The following is a 17363-nucleotide window of genomic DNA, read 5'->3' on the forward strand; positions in this document are numbered from 1 at the left end:
TGCGGCCCGGCCGGTGCCGGCGGGCGGCCGCGGCCGGCACCGGCGCCGTCGCGCTGGCCTCGGTGGCGGCGAACCTGTTCGGCAAGCGGCTGGTCCACCGGCGGCGGCCGGACCGGGAGCGGGCCCGGGTGGTCGTCGCCCGGCAGGTCCCGATGCCGAAGTCGGCCTCCTTCCCCTCCGGGCACACCGCCTCCGCGACGGCCTTCGCCACCGCCGTCGGGGTGGTGCTGCCCGCGGCCGCGGTGCCGCTCGGGGCACTGGCGGTCGCCGTCGGCTACTCCCGGGTCCACACGGGCGTGCACTACCCCGGCGACGTCGCGGCGGGCGCGGTGCTGGGCTTCGCGGCGGCGGTGACCTCCCTGACCGTCGTCTACGTCCCGCTCCGGCTGACCGACGGCTGACGGGGCCGACGGTTGACCCAGGGCCGGTCCGATCGCTGCCCGACGCCCCGTAGGCTCGGCGGATGAGAATCGGGCTGCTGATCCTGCCGATCCACCCCTGGGCCGAGGCCCGGCGGCTCTGGCGCGACGCCGAGGAGGGCGGCTTCGACTCCGCCTGGACCTACGACCACCTCTCCTACCAGGGCTTCCGCGAGCGCCCGTGGTTCGGCGCGGTCCCCGTGCTGGCGGCCGCCGCCGCGGTGACCGAGCGGATCCGCCTGGGCAGCCTGGTGTCGAGCCCCAACGTCCGGCACCCGGTCGCGCTGGCCGAGGACGTCGCCGCCCTCGACGACGTCTCCTCGGGCCGGTTCACCCTCGGCGTCGGCTGCGGCACCACCGGTTTCGACGCCTCGGCGCTCGGCGACGGGCCCCGCTCGCTCGACGAACGGGAGGACCGGTTCGAGGAGTTCGTGGGCCTGCTGGACCGGCTGCTGACCGCTCCCGCCACCGCCCGCACCGGACGGCTCCACCCGGCCGAGGAGGCGCGGACGGTGCCCGACCGGGTGCGGCGGCCCCGGGTGCCCTTCGCCGTCGCGGGCGAACGGGCGCGCGCCATGCGGCTCGCGGCCCGGTACGGGCAGGCCTGGGTGAGCTGCCCGGCCGGGGACCTGCCGCCGGCGGACTGCCCTGGCCGGGTGGCCCGCCGGCTGGACCGGCTGGGCGAGCTCTGCGCCGAGCAGGGGCGCGACGTCAAGGAGCTGGACCGGATCCTGCTCACCGGCTACACGACGGAGCGCCCGTGCGCGTCGGTGGACCGGTTCGTCGACCTGGCGGGCCGTTACGCCGAGGCCGGCGTCACCGAGCTGGTCGTCCACCTGCCGGTGGCCGACAGCCGCTTCGCCGCCGACGAGCGGGTGTTCGCCCGGATCGTCGAGGAGGGCCTGCCGCAGGTGCGCCCGCTGTAAGGCAGCCGGCCGACGGGTTTCCGGCCATCGGGCGGGCGGGGCGGACGCGACGGGGCGCGGGTGCCGGGGCCCGTGCGGCGGCGGGCGGGGCGGCCGGGGCGGGCGGGGTCCGCGAGACCGGCCGCGGGCACTCGACGAACGGCCGACAACCCACCGGCGGGCCCGTGCCGGAGGCCTGTGCCACGCCGCGCGGCGCCCCTACGATGTGAGCGCCGTCGGGCCTGACCCCCGACCCCGACACTGCCGGCCGGCGCCGGGCAGCACCGGTCCTCCCTGAGGGACCGTCCGCCCGCCGCCCACCGCGCACCGGCCCGCTACGGACGGTGCGCGCGGAACCGCAGTGCGGGCACCACCGCGCAGGCCGCCCGTGTCTCCTCACACCCAAGGGGTACGCCCATGCTCGCCGGCACCGTCGCACCACCGGTCAGACCCGTCCGTTCCGCCCTCTCCGTCCTCGCGCTGCTCGCCGCCCTGCTGGGCGTCGGCATCCCGGCGGCCGGCCCGGCGCACGCCGCCGTACCCGACCGCTGGGGCTTCGCGTTCCTCGACAACCCCACCCCGCCGCCGGCGTACGTGCCGGACACCACCCGCCAGTGGGGCAGCTGGCCCTCCCCCGCCACCAACCCGGTGCGGGTGGACCAGCTCGGCACCGGCTCCTACGTCGTGCACTTCCCGCTGATCGCCGGCCCCGGCGGCATCGCGCACGCCACGGCCGTCGGCCGCACCGGCAGCTGGTGCCAGGTCCGCGGCTGGGCCACCGCCGGGACCGGACAGGACGTCACGGTCTCCTGCCACCGGCCGGGCGGCGCGCCCGAGGACACCCGCTTCACCGTGCTCTACACGACCAGCAGCGGGGTGCCCTCCCCGGCCGGCGGCAGCTACGGCTACCTCTACTCCGACGCCTCCGGGGCGGTGCTCACCCAGTACAACTCGGCCGGCGCGGTGAACGCCGTCAGCCACGGCGGCAGCGGCGTCTGGAAGGCCTGGCTGCCCGGCCTGGGCGCCTCCACCCCCGTCGGGAACATCGAGGTCACCGCCGTCGACCCGGTCCAGGGCGCGCGCTGCAAGGTGGCCGACTGGGCGCCCGCCGCGTCCGGCCAGACCGTCGTGGTGAACTGCTACAACGCGGCCAACGCCCTGTACGACACCCGCTGGACGCTGAGCTACTCGGTGAAGCGGGCCGTGCACGGGCCGGCCCTGCCGCCCAAGCTGTTCGGCTACCTGTGGTTCAACGGCACCGTGCCCGCCGGGACCAACTACAACTCCACCGGCCCGGCCAACACGCTCAGCGGCTCCGTCCCCTACACCGTCAACCTGCCGAACGTGGCGGTGCCCTCGGACACCGCGCAGGTCACCGCCTTCGGCAGCGGTCCGGACTACTGCGGCCTGGCCGCGCCCTGGGCCCGCAGCTCCGGCACGGCGAACCTGTACCCGCTGTGCTTCAACGGCTCCGGCTCGCCGATCGCGTCCCGCTTCTTCACCGCGTTCACCTCGGCGTACTGACGCGTCCTGACGACGCCGAGCCGGCCGGGCCCGGGGCGCTCCAGCACCCCGGGCCCGACCGCCCGGCCGCCCGCCTGCTCGCCCGCCGCTCAGCTGCGGGTGAAGCTCCCCAGCCCCTCGTGGTTGAGCTGCTCGACCACCACGGTCGAGGCCCGCCCGTCGGCGCCCACGGTGAACGTCACCCCGGAGAGGCCGACCGCGTTCTCCCCCTGGGTCTGGAAGCTGAACACGTCCCCGTCGTAGTGCCGGAGCGGGAACCGGAGGTTGCCCGGCCCCAGGCTCATCACCAGCCCGCCGTTCTCGGCGGTCACGGTCAGCGGCCCGAAGTGGCCGTTGCCGTACGTCCCGACGTAGGCCGCGTCGGACTTCGCCGGGGCGGCGCCGGCCGGCGGCTTGGCGTAGTCGGTCGGCGAGACGCCGCTCTGCGCGGCGGCCGGGACCACCTTGCCCATGAAGCCGAGCCAGTCCACCGTCTCGTGGCCCTCCTGGGCCAGGTCGAAGAACTCCTCGGCCACCGCCTCCGGGACGCCGATCGGCTGGCCGTTGGTCAGCACCACGATGCCGAGCTGCTCGGAGGGCAGCAGGGTCACCACGGTGGCCGCGCCGAGTTCGAAGGCGCCGGAGTGGTTCAGCCGCAGCCGGCCCCGGGGGTCGTGGCTGACGTTCCAGCCGAGCCCGTAGGTGCCGGCGTTGCCGGCCGGCGACCGCGGCGGGGCGGAGACGATCTGCGGCAGCCGGGTCTCGTTCAGGCCCGCCGCGTCGATCACCTGCCGGCCCTCGAAGGCGCCGTCGGCGAGCTGCAGCCGCATCCACCGGGCGAGGTCCTGGACGGTGGAGCTCACCCCGCCGGCCGGCGCCTGCGGGTCCGCGTTCGCGGTGGTGCTGACCTGCCAGCTGGTGCCGGTGCCGATCCGGACGTGCGGCACCGCCTTGTTCGCCGCGCTGTCGTAGGCGGAGCGCAGCGAGCTCGTCGAGCCCATCCCGAGCGGCTTGTAGAGGACGTCCGCGGCCAGGTCCTCCCAGGCCACCCCCTTCGTCTTGGCCACGGCCACGGCGGCCTCGGTCAGGCCGTAGTTGGTGTAGGCGTAGCTGGCCCGGAACGGCGCGAGCGGCTGGTCGCGCAGGTGCTGGAGGATGTAGTCGCGCGGGTAGCCGAGGTCCTCCAGCAGGTCGTCGGCGTGGTCCGGCAGGCCGCTGCGGTGCGCGAACAGGTCGGCGATCGTCACGTGGGTGGACACCCAGGGGTCGGCCAGCGCGAAGCCCGGGTCGTGCGCGGAGACGGGGTCGTCCCACTTCACGGTCTTCTGGCCGACCACGCCGGCGACCACGGTCGAGGAGAGCGGCTTGGAGAGCGAGGCGAGCTGGAAGACGGTGTCCGGGGTCACCTGTTCCGGTTTGCCGAGCTGCCGGACGCCGAAGCCCTTCGCGTGGACGACCTTGTCCCGGTAGACGACGGCGAGGGCGAGCCCCGGGAGGCCGGTCTTGGCCAGGGCGTCCTGCGCGTAGCCGTCGATCCGGTCGACGGCGGCGGTCACCTGCTGCTCGGTCAGCTGGGGCGGCGGCTGCACCGGCGGCGCGGTGGCCGGGGCGCTCGCCGGGGTGCTCGGTGGAGTACTCGGCGGGGTGGACGGCGGGGTGCTCGGCGGGGTGGACGAGGGAGCGGGCGCCGCTTCCGGGCCGGTGCCGGCCGCCGAGGTGCACCCGGTGAGCAGCGGACCGCTGAGCAGCAGCGCGGCCAGCGACGCGACGGTCCACCGCGCGGTCCGGTGACGGTGACGGTACATCAGGGGTCCTCCCTCGTCCGGGCGGCGGCGCCGTCCGCCGCACGGCGCGAGTATTCGGCGGTGCGCGGCGGCCCCTGCCCCGGCGCGCACCGGCCGTCGGGCAATCCACCCGTCCGGCGGGTCGGCCCGGCGGGTCAGCCGAAGTCGGGGATGGGGTGGTCCGGGGCGAGCGCGGCGGCGATCCGCTGGCTGATCAGGTGGGCGGTGTGGCCGTCCGGGGTGCCGCGGCCCTTGGTGGTCGAGACGGCGATGGCCAGGTGCTCGCAGGGCAGGTAGGCCTGGGCTGCGGAGTAGCCGTAGAACAGCGGGTGCTGGGCGATCCAGTCGCCCAGCACGACGACGCCCATGCCGTAGTGGGTGGCCTCGGTGTTCGGCAGGCAGACCGTCGCCGGGCACTTCTCGGTCTGGTGGCCCAGGCCGACCGTGCCCGGGTTCAGCAGCTCCCGGTAGGCGGCCGGGGAGAGCAGTTCGCCCGAGCCGATGCCGCCCGCCGAGCGCTCCAGGTCGCAGATGTCGGTGGTCTCCACCGCGCCGGGGGCGGTGGTCCAGGAGGGGTTCCAGAAGCTGGACTCCTCGTAGGTGCCGCGTTCGGCGGTGAAGGCGTGCAGCACCGGCGTCGGGATGTCGGGGGTGAAGCTGTTGCGGGTCTCGCGCAGCCCGAGCGGGTCCAGCACCTCGCGCTGGAGCAGCACGTCCAGCCGGGTGCCGGTGATCTTCTCCACGGCGGCGCCCAGCAGCACGAAGTTGGCGTGCGAGTAGCTCCAGTTGGTGCCCGGGTCGTACCACGGGTCCTGGTGGGTGGAGACGGCGACCAGCTCCTCTGCCGTCCACTGGCGGAACGGGTCGGCGTAGAGGCCCTCGCCGAATCCGGGGCTGGTGACGTAGTCGACCAGGCCGGTGGTGGAGTCGCCGAGCATCCGCAGGGTGATCCGCTCGCCGTCCCGCAGGTCCGGCAGCCAGCGCGCCACGGGCTCGTCGAGGCCGACCACGCCCTGGTCGACCAGCCGCAGCAGCGCCGTGCCCAGGTAGCTGATGGCGATGTTGCCGTTGCGGAAGTGCATGGCGGGCTCGGCCGGGACCCCGGTCATCGACTCGCCGAGCGCGGAGGTGACGACCTCGTGGCCGTCGACGGTGACCCGCAGGATCACCGATTCGAGGTCCAGCTCGGCCTTCGCCTGCTCGGCGATCCGCAGGACGTCGAGCGCCGGGCCGCCCTCGGGCGGCGCGGAGGCCACGCAGGGCCGGTGGCGGGCACCGTCGTCGAGCGCCGCACCGCCGGCGCCGGCGACCGGGACGGTGAGGGCGAGGAGCGCGGTGACGGCGGTGACCGCGGCGAGGCGCAGCAGTGCGCTCTTGCGAGTGGGTGTCATGTCCGCAGTATCGGGCGGGGTCGCGCGCCCGCCGGGCCGGTCGTCCGCCGACCCGCGCGAACGTCACCCGTCGGGCCCGCGCGCCCGGGCCCGCGCGGCCACCGCCGCGACGAGGCGGTCCAGGGCGGCCGGGTCGGTGTCCAGGAACAGGTTCGGCTCGATCAGTTCGAGCTCCAGGACCAGCGGTTCCCCGGTGTCGGCCGGCACCAGGTCCACCCGGGCGAAGAGCAGGGCGCGGGGGTCCGGGACGGCGGCCAGGGCCGCGAGCGCGGTCCGGACCTCCGCCCCGGTCGGCCGGTGCGGGACGACGCCGAGGTGCGGCGCCCGGTCGTTGTCGATCACCCCCGGCTCGGTCAGCAGCGGTTCCTTGCGGATCGCGTGGCTGAAGGCGCCGCCGACGAAGACCAGGGCGCGTTCGCCCTCCGCGATCCGGGGCAGGTACGGCTGGACCAGCACGCTGCGGCCCCGCTCCAGCAGCGTGCGGGCGTGCCGGGCGGCGTCCGCGGACCGGCCGGGCCGGTAGCGGGCGGTGTCCACGGCGCCCGCGGAGATCGCGGGTTTGACCACCACCCCGTGCGCCCGGTCGAAGTCGGCCGGGGTGCAGGGCTCCCCCGGTTCGAGGATCCGGGTCGGCACCACGGGCACCCCGTACCCGGCGAGTTCCCGCAGGTAGTGCTTGTCGCTGTTCCAGCGGACCACCGGCGCCGGGTTCCACAGCCGGGTGCCGGCCGCCGTGGCGTCGGCCCAGGTCAGGAACGCGTCGAGGCGCTCCACGTAGTCCCAGGTCGACCGGATGACGGCCAGCTCGTACCGCGCCCGGGCCGGGCGGGCCGCGTCCCAGCGCACCGGCTCCGCGGCCAGCCCGGCGGCGCGCAGGGCCGCCACGATCGACGGCAGGTCCTGGTCGTGCGCGAGGCCGGCGGCGCTGGTCACCACCGCGACCCGGACGGCGTCCACGCCGCTCCCCCGCTACCGGACGGTGCCCGCCGGCGGCGGCGCCACCGTGCCGCGGCGGCCGATCCGGCTGTGACCGCGCCCGTACAGGAAGTAGACCAGCAGTCCGGCGGCCAGCCAGGCGCCGAACCGCCACCAGGTCTGGACCGGCAGGTTGAGCATCAGCCACAGGCAGGCCGCCACCGAGAGGACCGGGAGCACCGGCACCCACGGGCAGCGGAACGACCGGGGCAGGTCGGGCCTGGTCCGGCGGAGGACGACCACGCCGATCGAGACCACCACGAAGGCGAACAGGGTGCCGATGTTGACCAGCTCGGCCAGCTCCTCCAGCGGGATCAGACCGGCCAGCACGGTGACGACCAGACCGAGCATCAGCACCGCCCGGTAGGGCGTCTTGAAGCGCGGGTGGACGGTGGAGAACACCCGGGGCAGCAGGCCGTCGCGGCTCATCGCGAAGAAGACCCGGCTCTGCCCCATCAGCATGATCATCGTCACCGAGGTGAGGCCGGCCACCGCGCCGACGTCGATGATGTCGGCGAAGACGTCCGCGCCGACCGACTTGAAGGCGTCCGACAGCGGGGCGTCGCTGGAGAGTTCGGTGTACTTCTGCATCCCGGTGACCACGACCGAGACCGCCATGTAGAGCACCGTGCAGATGAACAGCGAGCCCAGGATGCCCCGGGGCATGTCGCGCTGGGGGTTCCTGGTCTCCTCGGCCGTGGTGGCCACGATGTCGAAGCCGATGAAGGCGAAGAAGACCACGGCGGCCGCGGTGAAGATGCCCATCACGCCGAAGTCGGACGGGGTGTAGCCGAAGAGCACCTGGATCAGCGGGGCCTTGCCGCCCGACTCGTGCCCGACCGGCACCGCGTCGGGGATGAACGGCGTGTAGTTGTCGGCCTTGACGTAGAACAGGCCGGCGACGATGACGATCAGCACGGCCGTCACCTTGATCGCGACGATCACCCGGGTCACCTCGGCTGAGAGGTGCATGCCCAGCAGGATGACCGCCGTCAGGAGCAGCACCAGGAGCGCCGCCGGCAGGTTGAAGCTCCAGCCGTCCGTGTCGGCGCCGGAGATCGCGTACGGCAGCGCCCAGCCGGCGCTGTCCAGCAGCGACTGCACGTAGCCCGACCAGCCGACCGAGACCACCGCCGCGCCCAGGGCCAGCTCCAGCACGAGGTCCCAGCCGATGATCCAGGCCGGCAGCTCGCCGATGGTGGTGTAGGCGAAGGTGTAGGCCGAGCCGGCCACCGGGACGGTGGAGGCGAGCTCGGCGTAGCAGAGCGCGGCCAGGGCGCAGACCACGCCGGCGGCCGCGAAGGAGAGGGCGACGGCCGGGCCGGCGGTGTTCTTGGCGGCGGTGCCGGTCAGCACGAAGATGCCGGTGCCGATGATCACCCCGACGCCGAAGACGGTGAGGTCGAGGGCGGAGAGGGTGCGGCGCAGGGCGTGCTCGGGCTCGTGGGTGTCGGCGATCGACTGTTCCACGGGCTTGGTCCGCACGAGCTGACTCAGCGTCGGGCTCGGCCGGGGGGATGTGGACATACGGGCCTCCGGAGGGTCGTCCGGTCACCCGTACCCGTTGCGGGGGCGGTGCCGACCGCCGCCGGGGCGACTTCATCCGGTGGGCGGTCGCGGGCCGGGTGCGCCCGCGCCCCGTCGCCGGCCGACGCGCGGGGGTGAGGTCAGTCGCTCGGCTCCGTCCCGGACAGGGTGGTGACCAGGGAGCGGAACGCGGCCCGGTAGATCCGGGGGCTGGTGCCGGTGTGCCGCTGGAAGTGGTGGCGCAGATTGGCGGGCGTGCCCAGCCCGGTCCGGAGGGCGATCCGCTCGACCGGCTCGTCGCCGCGCTCCAGCAGCCGCTGCGCCAGCTGGACGCGGGCCCGCAGCAGGTACTGGAGCGGCGGGAGGCCGGTCTCGGCCCGGAAGCGCCGGGTCAGGGCGCGGACGGTGAGTCCGGCGTGGTCGGCGATGTCGTCCAGGGTCAGCGGGTGGTCGAGGTGGGCTTCCAGCCACCGGAGGGTCGGTCCGAGGGAGTCGCCCGGCGGGGCGGTAGCCGTGGCCTCGGCGGGCGCGGCGGGATCGTGGAGCTCCAGGAAGACCTGCCGTTCCGTCTCGACGGCGACCGCCTCGCCGTGGTCCAGGGTGATCAGGCGCAGGCAGAGGTCGAGGCCGCCGAGGACCCCCGCCGCGCTGTAGTACGGCGCGGCGTCCACGACCGTGCCCGCCGGGTCGACCTCGATCCGCGGGTGCCGGCGCGCCAGCTCCGCCGTGTACCGGCGGGCGGTGGTGGCCCGGCGGCCGTCGAGCAGCCCGGTGGCGGCGAGGGTGAACACCCCGGTGCCGACCGCGCCGATCCGGGCGCCCCGGGCGGCGGCGGCGCGCAGCGCGGCCACGGCCTCCGGGGGCGGGCCGTCCCGGAAGCCGGCCCACCCGGGCAGCAGCACGGTGTCGGCCCCGTCGAGCCCCTCCAGCCCCCAGGGCGGGTCGGCCCGGAAGACGGCCGGCGGGCCGGCGGTGCGGAAGCCGGGCGCCGCGCAGTACCGCACCTCGTAGCCGACGTGCGGGTGGTACCGGGCGGCGGTGCCGAAGAACAGCCCGGGCGTGGTGAGTTCATGGCCCGGCACCCCGTCGAGCGCGAGCACGGCGATCACTGACATGTCCAGAATTTAGCCGAGGGTGACAGCGGAGCCGCTGTTTCCGTTCGGGGCCGGTGCGGAGGATGGGCGGTACGCGGAGCCCGCGGCGTACTGCCGGCGGCCGCGTACCTCCACCACCGACGAAGGGATTCCCCGTGCTCAAGCTCAGGTCTCTGCCCCGCCGCGCGGCGCGCGCGGCCACCGTCGCCCTGGCCGCGGCGGTCTGCGCCACCACCATGGCCGGCACCGCCGGCGCCGTCGTCAACGGGCACGACGCCACGGAGCGTTACCCGTTCATGGCCTCGATCCCGATGACCATCCCCGCGCTGGACATGAACGACGGCGTCTGCGGGGCGACGCTGATCCACCCGCAGTGGGTGCTGACGGCGGCCCACTGCGTCGACCCGGCGGTCGGGGTGAAGCCGGACGGGATCGTCCGGATCGGCTCCGAGCAGCGCAGGTCCGGCGGCACCGTCCGGGCGATCGACCGCACGGTCACCCACCCCGGGTATGCTCAGGGCACTCCCAATGCCAATGACCTGGCTCTGGTCCGGCTCGACCGCCCCGTGAAGGAGCGGCCCGTCCGGATCGCCGATCGGCCGGGGCCGCCCGGCACCCCGACCCGGCTGCTCGGCTTCGGCACCGTCGTCGAGGCCCCCGACCTGCGGGACGCGGTGTTCGCGGACCGGCTCCAGGAGCTGGAGACCCGGCGGGGCGCCGTCGGCGAGTGCGCCCCCGGCTACGCGGGACCGACCCGGCTCTGCACCGTCAGCCGGGTGCCGGGCGCCATGGCCTGCGTCGGGGACTCCGGCGGGCCGCAGCTCCAGCGGGGCCGCGGCGGCCGCTGGGAGCTGATCGGGACCACCTCCGGCCCCGGGGACGGCAGCGGCCCCTGCTCCGACGGCCCGGGCCTCTACAGCAGCGTGCCCGCCTTCGCGGACTGGATCCGGGCGACCATCCGGCAGCACGACTGAGACCGACCGGCAGACCTGACGGAGAGAAGAGGAAGCGATGGTCCGGGAACCCCGGGGTGGCAGGGCCGACCGGCCGGTGGTGGCCGTCCTGGTGCTCGACGGGGTGCCCGGACACCACCTCACCACCCCGGGGCTGGTGTTCGACACGGCGGCGGGCCACCACCCCGGCGTCGGCTACCAGGTGCGGCTCTGCGCCGCCCCCGGGCTCACCGCCGTCGGGGCACCCGCCCCGCTGCCGATCACCCTCCCGTGGTCGCCGGCCGGACTGGCCGACGCGGACATCGTGCTGCTCCCCGGCCACGCCGCCCACCACGAGCGCCCGCCGGAGACCGTGCTCGCCGCCCTGCGGGCCGCCGCCGCCCGGGGCGCCCGGATCGGGGCGATCGGCACGGGGGTGTTCACCCTCGCCGCCACCGGCCTGCTCGACGGCCGGCGCGCCACCACCGGCTGGCGTCACACCGAGGACCTGGCCCGGCGTCACCCCCGGATCGAGGTCGACCCGTGCGGCACGGCAGTGGCCGACGGCCCCTTCCTCACCGCGGCCGGGGTCTTCGGCGGCCTGGACGTCTGCCTGCGGCTGCTGGCCCAGGACCACGGCGAGGCGACGACCGCCGCGACCGCCCGGGAACTCACCGCCCCGCTCTCCCGCTACGCCGACCGGGTCCGCGACCGCATCGACCGGGAACTCACGGACACCGCCGGCCTCGAACCGACCCTCCACTGGCTGCGGACCCGCCTCCACCTCCCGCTCACCCCCGCGGACCTCGCCGCCCACGCCGGCATCAGCGTCAGCAGCCTCGACCGCCGCTTCCGCGCGCAGACCGGCACCAGCGCGGCCCGGTACCTGCTCCGCCTCCGCCTCGACCGGGCCCGCGAACTGCTGGAGACCACCGACGAACCGGTCGAACGGATCACCGCCCGCACCGGCTTCACCTCCCCGGCCGCCCTCCGCCACCACTTCTCCCACCTCACCGGCACCACCCCCCGCACCTACCGCACCCGACACCGCAACACCGCCCTGTAGTGCCGCGCCCCGGGTGTCGGCCGGCCCGAGCCGTCGGCAACCCGGGGGCCACGAGGACCGAGTCGAAACCGCCCGGCACGGAGTGGGAAGTCGGCGGATCCGACTTCCCACTCCGTCGTGCTACCGATGGACGGCCAGTGGGGCGGGGGAAGGGGTGCGGGCGGGGCCGGGGACGGTGGCTTTGCGGGCGTGGAGGACGGTGGCGTCCAGGGGGAGGGGGGCGCGGTCGACGAGTTCGAGGCCGGCGTCGGCGAGCAGGCGGGCGTAGTGGTCGGCGCGGCGTTCGCGGCCGCCGACGTTGCAGACCATGTGCAGGTCCCACGCGGTGGCGAGCGAGGCGGAGCCGTCGGCGGGCAGTACCCGTTCGACGATCAGCAGGTCGGCGTGGGCGGGCATCGCGCGGGCGCAGTGGCGCAGGATCTCGCGACAGCGGTCGTCGTCCCAGTCGTGCAGCACCCGGGAGAGCAGGTAGACGTCCCCGCCCGGCGGCACGTCGGCGAAGTCGCCGGTCCGGTAGCGGCAGCGGTCGCCGAGGCCCCGGTCGCCGAGGGCGCGGCGGGCGGCCTCGACGACGTGCGGCCGCTCCAGCAGGACGCCGCGCAGGCTCGGGTGGGCGGCCAGGATCCGGCCGAGCAGTTCCCCGTTGCCGCCGGCGATGTCGACGACGGTCGCGGGAGTGGCCGCGCCGGCCGCGGCGGTGACCACCGGGTGGCCGGGCAGCGGGTCGAACATCCGCGAGCTCGCGGCCATCGACCGGTCGAACAGGTCGGCGAGTTCGGGGTGGCGGGCGAAGTGGTCGAAGTGGTTCTCGCCAAAGAGGTGGTCGAAGGCCGTCTGCCCGGTCCGCACCGTGTGGTCGAGGTGGCCGAAGGAGCGGTAGAACGGGCCGCCGTACATCAGCGCGAGCGGCCGCATCGAGCCCGGGGAGTCGGCGCGCAGCAGGCCGCCCAGTTCGGTGAGCCGGAAGCCGTCCGGTTGCTCGGTCACCACGCCCAGCATGGCGAGGTAGCGCAGCAGGGTGGCCAGGCTCTCCGGGTGGGCGCCGATCCGCCTGGCCAGCGTCGCGGGGTCGGTGCCGGTGCCGGTGTCCAGGGCGTCGGGCAGCCGCAGCTGCGCGCTGACCGCGAGCGCCTGGGTCGTCCAGGCCCCGGTCATCAGGTGCAGCAGCGTCTCGGCGGGCCGGTGCGCGCCGCGCGGCTCCGGCAGGCGGCCGGCGGGCGGGCCGGCGAGGTGGCCGGAGTGGTGGGTGGAGTGGTGGGTGGCGAGGACGCTGCGGTGGTCGCCGGGGGCGTAGATCTCCACCCGCCGGTACCCGGCCGGCGAACCGGCGGCGGCCGCGGACGGGGTGGTGAAGTAGAAGACGGTGCCGTTCTCGTGCGGGTTGTACCCGCCACCGTCGGCGCGCGCGCCGTGCCGGGTGAGGAGGGTGCACAGGCCGTGCAGCACCAGCGGGTCCGGGTGCCGGACCTCCAGGGCGAGGTGCGCCTCGTGCTGCGCCTCCCGTTCGTGCGCGGCGAGGCCGGCCAGCGGGGAGTCCGGCGGCACGGGCAGCACGAACAGCTCGACCTCCCGGCGTTCGCCGTCCGGGCCGTGCACCGGCGGGCGCAGGATGGTGACGTCGAGTTCGGCCGCGTCGCGCCGGTGGCGTCGGGCCAGCCGGTCGCGGACGACCACGCTGGGGGTGGCCGGGCCGTCCGCGACCAGTCCGCAGGCGGCGAGCTCGGCCCGCAGCGTCCGCTGGTCCGGGGGGAAGACCAGCAGCGCGGCGTGCGCCAGGCGGCAGTGGTGGGCCAGGTCGCGCAGCTCCGGGCCGTCGAGGCCGGGCAGCAGGAGCGGGAGCAGGGTGGTGGTGTCCTGCTCGCGGACGAAGTCGGCCGCGGCGCGGAGGCGGGCGGCGTCGTCGGGGGGTGTGGTCGTCATGGGGGCGTCCGGGATCGAGGGTTCGGGGGCTCGGTGATACGCGGGGGTGGGCCGGTCAGACGCCGACGTAGTGGTCGGCGAACCAGTCCTGCCGGCTGCGCGAGGTGCGCAGGGGCTCGATGGGGACGGGCGGGCCGGCCGCGCCGGACGGGCCGTGCAGCAGCCGGATCATCCAGCCGGAGAAGTCCCGGGCCCGCCGGATGTACTCCAGGCAGCGCGCCGAGTAGCGGGTGAGCGGCTCGGGGTCGCCGTGCCCGAGGTCGGCGATCAGGGCCTCGGCGAGGAGCTCGGCCTCCAGCACCGCGAGGTTCGCGCCCTTCGCGGCGGACGGGCTGAGCAGGCTCGCGGCGTCGCCGACCAGGAAGAGGGCGCCGTGGCGCAGCGGCTCGATCGCGTCGGACGCCAGGTCGATGACGGTGCGCTGGAGGATCGGGCCGCGGTGCAGCGGCCCGTGCTCGGCGGCGCGCAGCCGCAGGTCCAGTTCGTCCCAGATCCGGTCCTCGGGCCAGGCGTCGGCCGGGGTGCCGCGTTCGCACTGCAGGTAGTAGCGGGTGACCTGCGGGGAGCGGGCCATGTGTCCGGCGAAGCCCCGGCGGTGCAGCGCGTAGCCCACGGCGTCCATGCTCGGCGGTGCCTCGGCGAGCAGGCCGAGCCAGGTCACGCCGTGGTCGTGGTGGTGGCGGGCCGCGCCGGCGGGCAGTGAGCCGCGGGCCGCGCCGTACCGGCCGTCGCAGCCGGCGACGTACCGGGCCTGCCAGCGGGCGGGGCGGCCGTCGGGTTCGCGCACGGTGACGGCGGGCCGCAGGCCGTGCGGGTCATGCACGGCGAGGGCCTCGGTCTCGAAGTGGATCCGCCCGCCGCGGGCCAGGTACTGGTCCAGCAGGTCGGCGACGAGGTCCTGCTGCGGGTAGACGGTGTGCCGCTCGCCCCGGCCGAGGCGGCCGTAGTCGAGGCGGAAGGTGCCGTCCTCGGTGCGGAACTCGCAGACGCCGTGCGGCCGGCCGTGCCGGTGCAGGCCCTCGGAGAGGCCGTGCCGGTCCAGGATCCGGACGGTGTTCTCGGCGAGGTAGCCGGCCCGGGCCCGGGTGCGGAGGTGCGCGGGGGTGGCGCGCTCCAGGATGACGCAGTCGGTCCCGGCGGCCTGGAGCAGGTTGCCGAGCACCAGTCCGGCGGGGCCGGCGCCGAGGATGACCACGTCGGCCGAGCCCCGGGCCGCTGGTAATGGCCGGCTTTCCGTCACACGTTCCGTCTCGATGTCCGTCATAGGAAGTGGATCATAGACGGCACTGGATACATCGAATGTCGAGAATCACCCCAATTCATGAATAGCATGATGATCAGTCATCTTTTGTCCCAGGTCAGGCGGTTGCCAGGGCCGGAGCGGCGGCCTCCTTGCGGGTGAGCGCGAGCCCGTAGCGGCGCAGCAGGAGGACGGCGGTGGTGGCGAGGCCGAGCAGCAGTCCGAGCCAGAGGCCCCGGGTCTCGCCGCCGAGCGGGTAGGCGAGCAGCCAGGAGGCGGGCAGGCCGACCAGCCAGTAGCCGATCAGGGTGATCCGGAACCCGCTCTTGGTGTCGTCGAGGCCGCGCAGCAGTCCGACGCCGATGTTCTGGGCGCAGTCGAAGAACTGCAGGACGGCGACGACGGCGAGCAGTCCGGTGGCGATGGCCAGGCCCTGCTGGTCGGCGGGCGCGTCGGGGTCGAAGTACGGGCGCAGGACCAGTTCGGGCAGCGTGAGGTAGACGACGCCGACCAGGGCCGTGACGGTGGCCCCGCAGGCCAGCGCGGTGTTCTTGATCCGGCGGGCGGCCGGGTAGTCGCCGAGGGCGAGTTCCCGGCTGACGTTGATGGAGGCGGCGTGCGAGAGGCCGACCGCGACCTGGAAGACGATGTAGATCAGCTGGTTGACCGCCGTGTGGGCGGCCAGCGCGGCGGCGCCGAAGCTGCCGGCGAGCAGCGCGGTGACGGAGAAGAACCCGGCCTCGGAGCCGTAGGTGGCGGCGATCGGGGTGCCGAGGCCGAGCAGGCGCCGCACGGTGGGGACGTCGGCGCGCCAGAAGTCCAGGCCCAGCAGCGGCGCGAGCTGCGGATCGCGGCGGGCGCTGGCGTACAGGGCGAGGAAGGAGAGCAGGTGGACGGTGCTGGTGGCGACGCCGATGCCGGTCAGGCCGAGTGCGGGCAGGCCCCAGCTGCCGTGGATGAAGCCCCAGTTGAGGGCGGCGTTGACGGCGACGGAGGCGACGGTGATCCGCAGCAGCGCCTGCGGGCGGCGCATGCCGACGGTGAACTGGCGGATCGCCTGGAACCAGAGGCAGGGCAGCAGGCCAGGGGCGAGCGCCGCGAGCATGTCCCGGGCGCGGTCGGCGACGGCGGCGTCCTGGCCGAGCAGGGTGGCCGCCTGACCGATCAGCACCATCAGGACGGCGCCGGCCAGGCCGGCCAGGGTGGCGACGGCCAGCGCGGCCCGGACCAGACCGCGCACCTCCGCGCCGTCCGTCTCCGCCCCGCCCCCCTGCTCGGCCTGCTCGGCCTGCTCGGCGCGGGCGGCGGCGGCCGCGACCTGGTTGCCGACCGAGGTCACCAGGCCGACGCCCATGGTGCGCAGTTGGTTGAAGACGACCAGGGCGAGGCCGCCGGCGGCCAGCGCCTCGGTGCCCAGGACGCCCATCATGATGGTGTCGGTGGTGGTGAGGGCGACCTGCGCGAGCTGGGTGAGGGCGAGCGGGACGGCGAGGGCCGCGAGGGCCCGGCTGTCACGGAGGAGGGTGGCGAGCTGCTGCATGGCGGGTGTCACGTTTCTGCTGGTCAGGACCGGCGGAGTTTGCCGAGGGTCTCGTCGATCTCGGCCTCGACGGCCGGGGCGAGGAGCTCGCGGGCGTCCATCCAGTCGTCGTTGAAGACCGTGTCCATGTACTTCTCGCCCCCGTCGTTGATGAACGCGACCATAACCGAGTCCGGGGCGAGCAACGGCAGCCGGGCGAGCGCCTCGTGGACGACGCCGCCGGCGGAGCCGCCGATCAGCAGGCCGGTGCGGCGGGCGACGGCGCGGGCGGTGGCGAAGGCCTCGACGTCCCCGACCTTCACCCCCTCGTCGATCAGGTCGTAGTCGACCAGCAGGCCGATGGTGGCACCCTCGGGGGTGCCGGTCCCGGACTGGTAGTAGTCGTGGGCGGGCGGGCCGAAGGCGATCGAGCCCTTGGGTTCGACGCCGACCACGCTCAGGCCGGGGACGGCCTTCTTCAGTTCGCGGGCGGTGCCGCACAGGCCGCCGCCGGTGCCGACCGCGCCGATCAGGACGTCGACCCGGTTGTCGAGCGCCTGGGCGATCTCCCGGCCGACCGCGTAGTAGCCCACGGCGTTGCTGGGGTTGTTGTGCTGCTCGGTGAAGAAGGTGTTGTCCTTGCCGCGGGCCAGGTCCTCGGCGAGCTCCTCGCGGGCGGCGGTGTGCAGGTCGTCCCCGCCGTCGGCGTCGACGTACACCAGCTCGGTGCCCATGGCCTTCATGCCGCGCAGCTTGTCGGCGGCGGCGTGGTTGTCGACGACGGCGGTGAAGCGGTAGCCGCGTTCGGCGGCGACCACCGCCAGCCCCAGGCCGGTGTTGCCGGAGGTCGACTCGACGATGTGGCCGCCCTCGCGCAGCTCGCCGCGCTCCTCCGCGTCGAGGACCATCTGCCGGGCCATCCGGATCTTGGCGCTGCCGGTGGGGTTGAACATCTCCAGCTTGAGCAGCAGGCGGGCGCCGTTGTCGGCCCGGGCGAGCTCGTAGAGCGGGGTGTAGCCGATCAGGTCGGAGATCCGGGTGACCACCGGCGGGCGGTTCAGGGCGTCGTTCATGGGGGGGCTCCGTAG

The 17363-nt window shown here is 75.1% G+C and carries 14 protein-coding genes; 5 read left to right on the plus strand and 9 right to left on the minus strand.

Translation table 11 applies throughout. The features are described 5' to 3' along the window. The 3 genes from AB0N76_RS23990 to AB0N76_RS24000 form a co-directional block, all read left to right on the plus strand. The coding region (locus AB0N76_RS23990; protein ID WP_363560102.1) for a phosphatase PAP2 family protein at positions 1 to 401 on the plus strand (401 nt) is incomplete at its 5' end. Between the two features lie 62 nt (positions 402 to 463). Then, entirely contained in the window at positions 464 to 1345 is an 882-nt protein-coding gene (locus AB0N76_RS23995) for an LLM class flavin-dependent oxidoreductase (protein ID WP_363560104.1), read from the plus strand. A 396-nt stretch (positions 1346 to 1741) separates the two neighbouring features. Continuing rightward, entirely contained in the window at positions 1742 to 2848 is a 1107-nt protein-coding gene (locus AB0N76_RS24000; protein ID WP_363560106.1) for a hypothetical protein, read from the plus strand. Positions 2849 to 2937: 89 nt separating this feature from the next. On the opposite strand, the gene AB0N76_RS24005 is transcribed toward AB0N76_RS24000, so the two are convergent. The 5 genes from AB0N76_RS24005 to AB0N76_RS24025 form a co-directional block, all read right to left on the minus strand. Further along, a complete protein-coding gene (locus AB0N76_RS24005; protein WP_363560108.1) occupies positions 2938 to 4632 on the minus strand; it encodes a serine hydrolase in 1695 nt (564 codons plus the stop codon). Positions 4633 to 4766: 134 nt separating this feature from the next. Beyond that, complete coding sequence (locus AB0N76_RS24010) at positions 4767 to 6002, minus strand: serine hydrolase domain-containing protein (protein WP_363560110.1); 1236 nt, start codon at positions 6000 to 6002, stop codon at positions 4767 to 4769. A 63-nt stretch (positions 6003 to 6065) separates the two neighbouring features. Then, positions 6066 to 6959: a hypothetical protein gene (locus AB0N76_RS24015; RefSeq protein WP_363560112.1), complete on the minus strand. Its 894-nt coding sequence runs from the start codon at positions 6957 to 6959 to the stop codon at positions 6066 to 6068. A 12-nt stretch (positions 6960 to 6971) separates the two neighbouring features. After that, positions 6972 to 8504, minus strand: coding sequence for an amino acid permease (locus AB0N76_RS24020; RefSeq protein ID WP_363560114.1), 1533 nt, complete (start codon positions 8502 to 8504; stop codon positions 6972 to 6974). Between the two features lie 140 nt (positions 8505 to 8644). Further along, complete coding sequence (locus AB0N76_RS24025) at positions 8645 to 9619, minus strand: helix-turn-helix domain-containing protein (RefSeq protein ID WP_363560116.1); 975 nt, start codon at positions 9617 to 9619, stop codon at positions 8645 to 8647. Between the two features lie 134 nt (positions 9620 to 9753). On the opposite strand from AB0N76_RS24025, the gene AB0N76_RS24030 reads away from it, so the two are divergent. Both AB0N76_RS24030 and AB0N76_RS24035 read left to right on the plus strand, forming a co-directional pair. Further along, a complete protein-coding gene (locus tag AB0N76_RS24030) occupies positions 9754 to 10572 on the plus strand; it encodes a serine protease (RefSeq protein ID WP_363560118.1) in 819 nt (272 codons plus the stop codon). Between the two features lie 37 nt (positions 10573 to 10609). Further along, on the plus strand, positions 10610 to 11596 hold the full coding sequence (locus AB0N76_RS24035) for a helix-turn-helix domain-containing protein (RefSeq protein ID WP_363560120.1): 987 nt from the start codon (positions 10610 to 10612) through the stop codon (positions 11594 to 11596). A gap of 120 nt (positions 11597 to 11716) precedes the next feature. On the opposite strand, the gene AB0N76_RS24040 is transcribed toward AB0N76_RS24035, so the two are convergent. The 4 genes from AB0N76_RS24040 to AB0N76_RS24055 all read right to left on the minus strand — a co-directional run bounded on the left by AB0N76_RS24040 (position 11717) and on the right by AB0N76_RS24055 (position 17348). After that, on the minus strand, positions 11717 to 13516 hold the full coding sequence (locus AB0N76_RS24040; protein ID WP_363560122.1) for a methyltransferase: 1800 nt from the start codon (positions 13514 to 13516) through the stop codon (positions 11717 to 11719). A gap of 55 nt (positions 13517 to 13571) precedes the next feature. Beyond that, entirely contained in the window at positions 13572 to 14711 is a 1140-nt protein-coding gene (locus tag AB0N76_RS24045) for a 4-hydroxybenzoate 3-monooxygenase (RefSeq protein ID WP_363560188.1), read from the minus strand. 163 nt (positions 14712 to 14874) lie between these two features. After that, positions 14875 to 16296 (minus strand): MATE family efflux transporter, encoded by a 1422-nt coding sequence (locus AB0N76_RS24050; RefSeq protein WP_363560190.1) that lies wholly within the window; start codon positions 16294 to 16296, stop codon positions 14875 to 14877. A 23-nt stretch (positions 16297 to 16319) separates the two neighbouring features. Beyond that, positions 16320 to 17348 carry a cysteine synthase family protein gene (locus tag AB0N76_RS24055; RefSeq protein WP_363560124.1) on the minus strand — a complete coding sequence of 343 codons (1029 nt, stop codon included), beginning with the start codon at positions 17346 to 17348 and terminating at the stop codon, positions 16320 to 16322. Positions 17349 to 17363: the final 15 nt, after the last annotated feature.

It is taken from the genome of Kitasatospora sp. NPDC093806 (assembly GCF_040683335.1).
Classification (GTDB): Bacteria; Actinomycetota; Actinomycetes; order Streptomycetales; family Streptomycetaceae; genus Kitasatospora.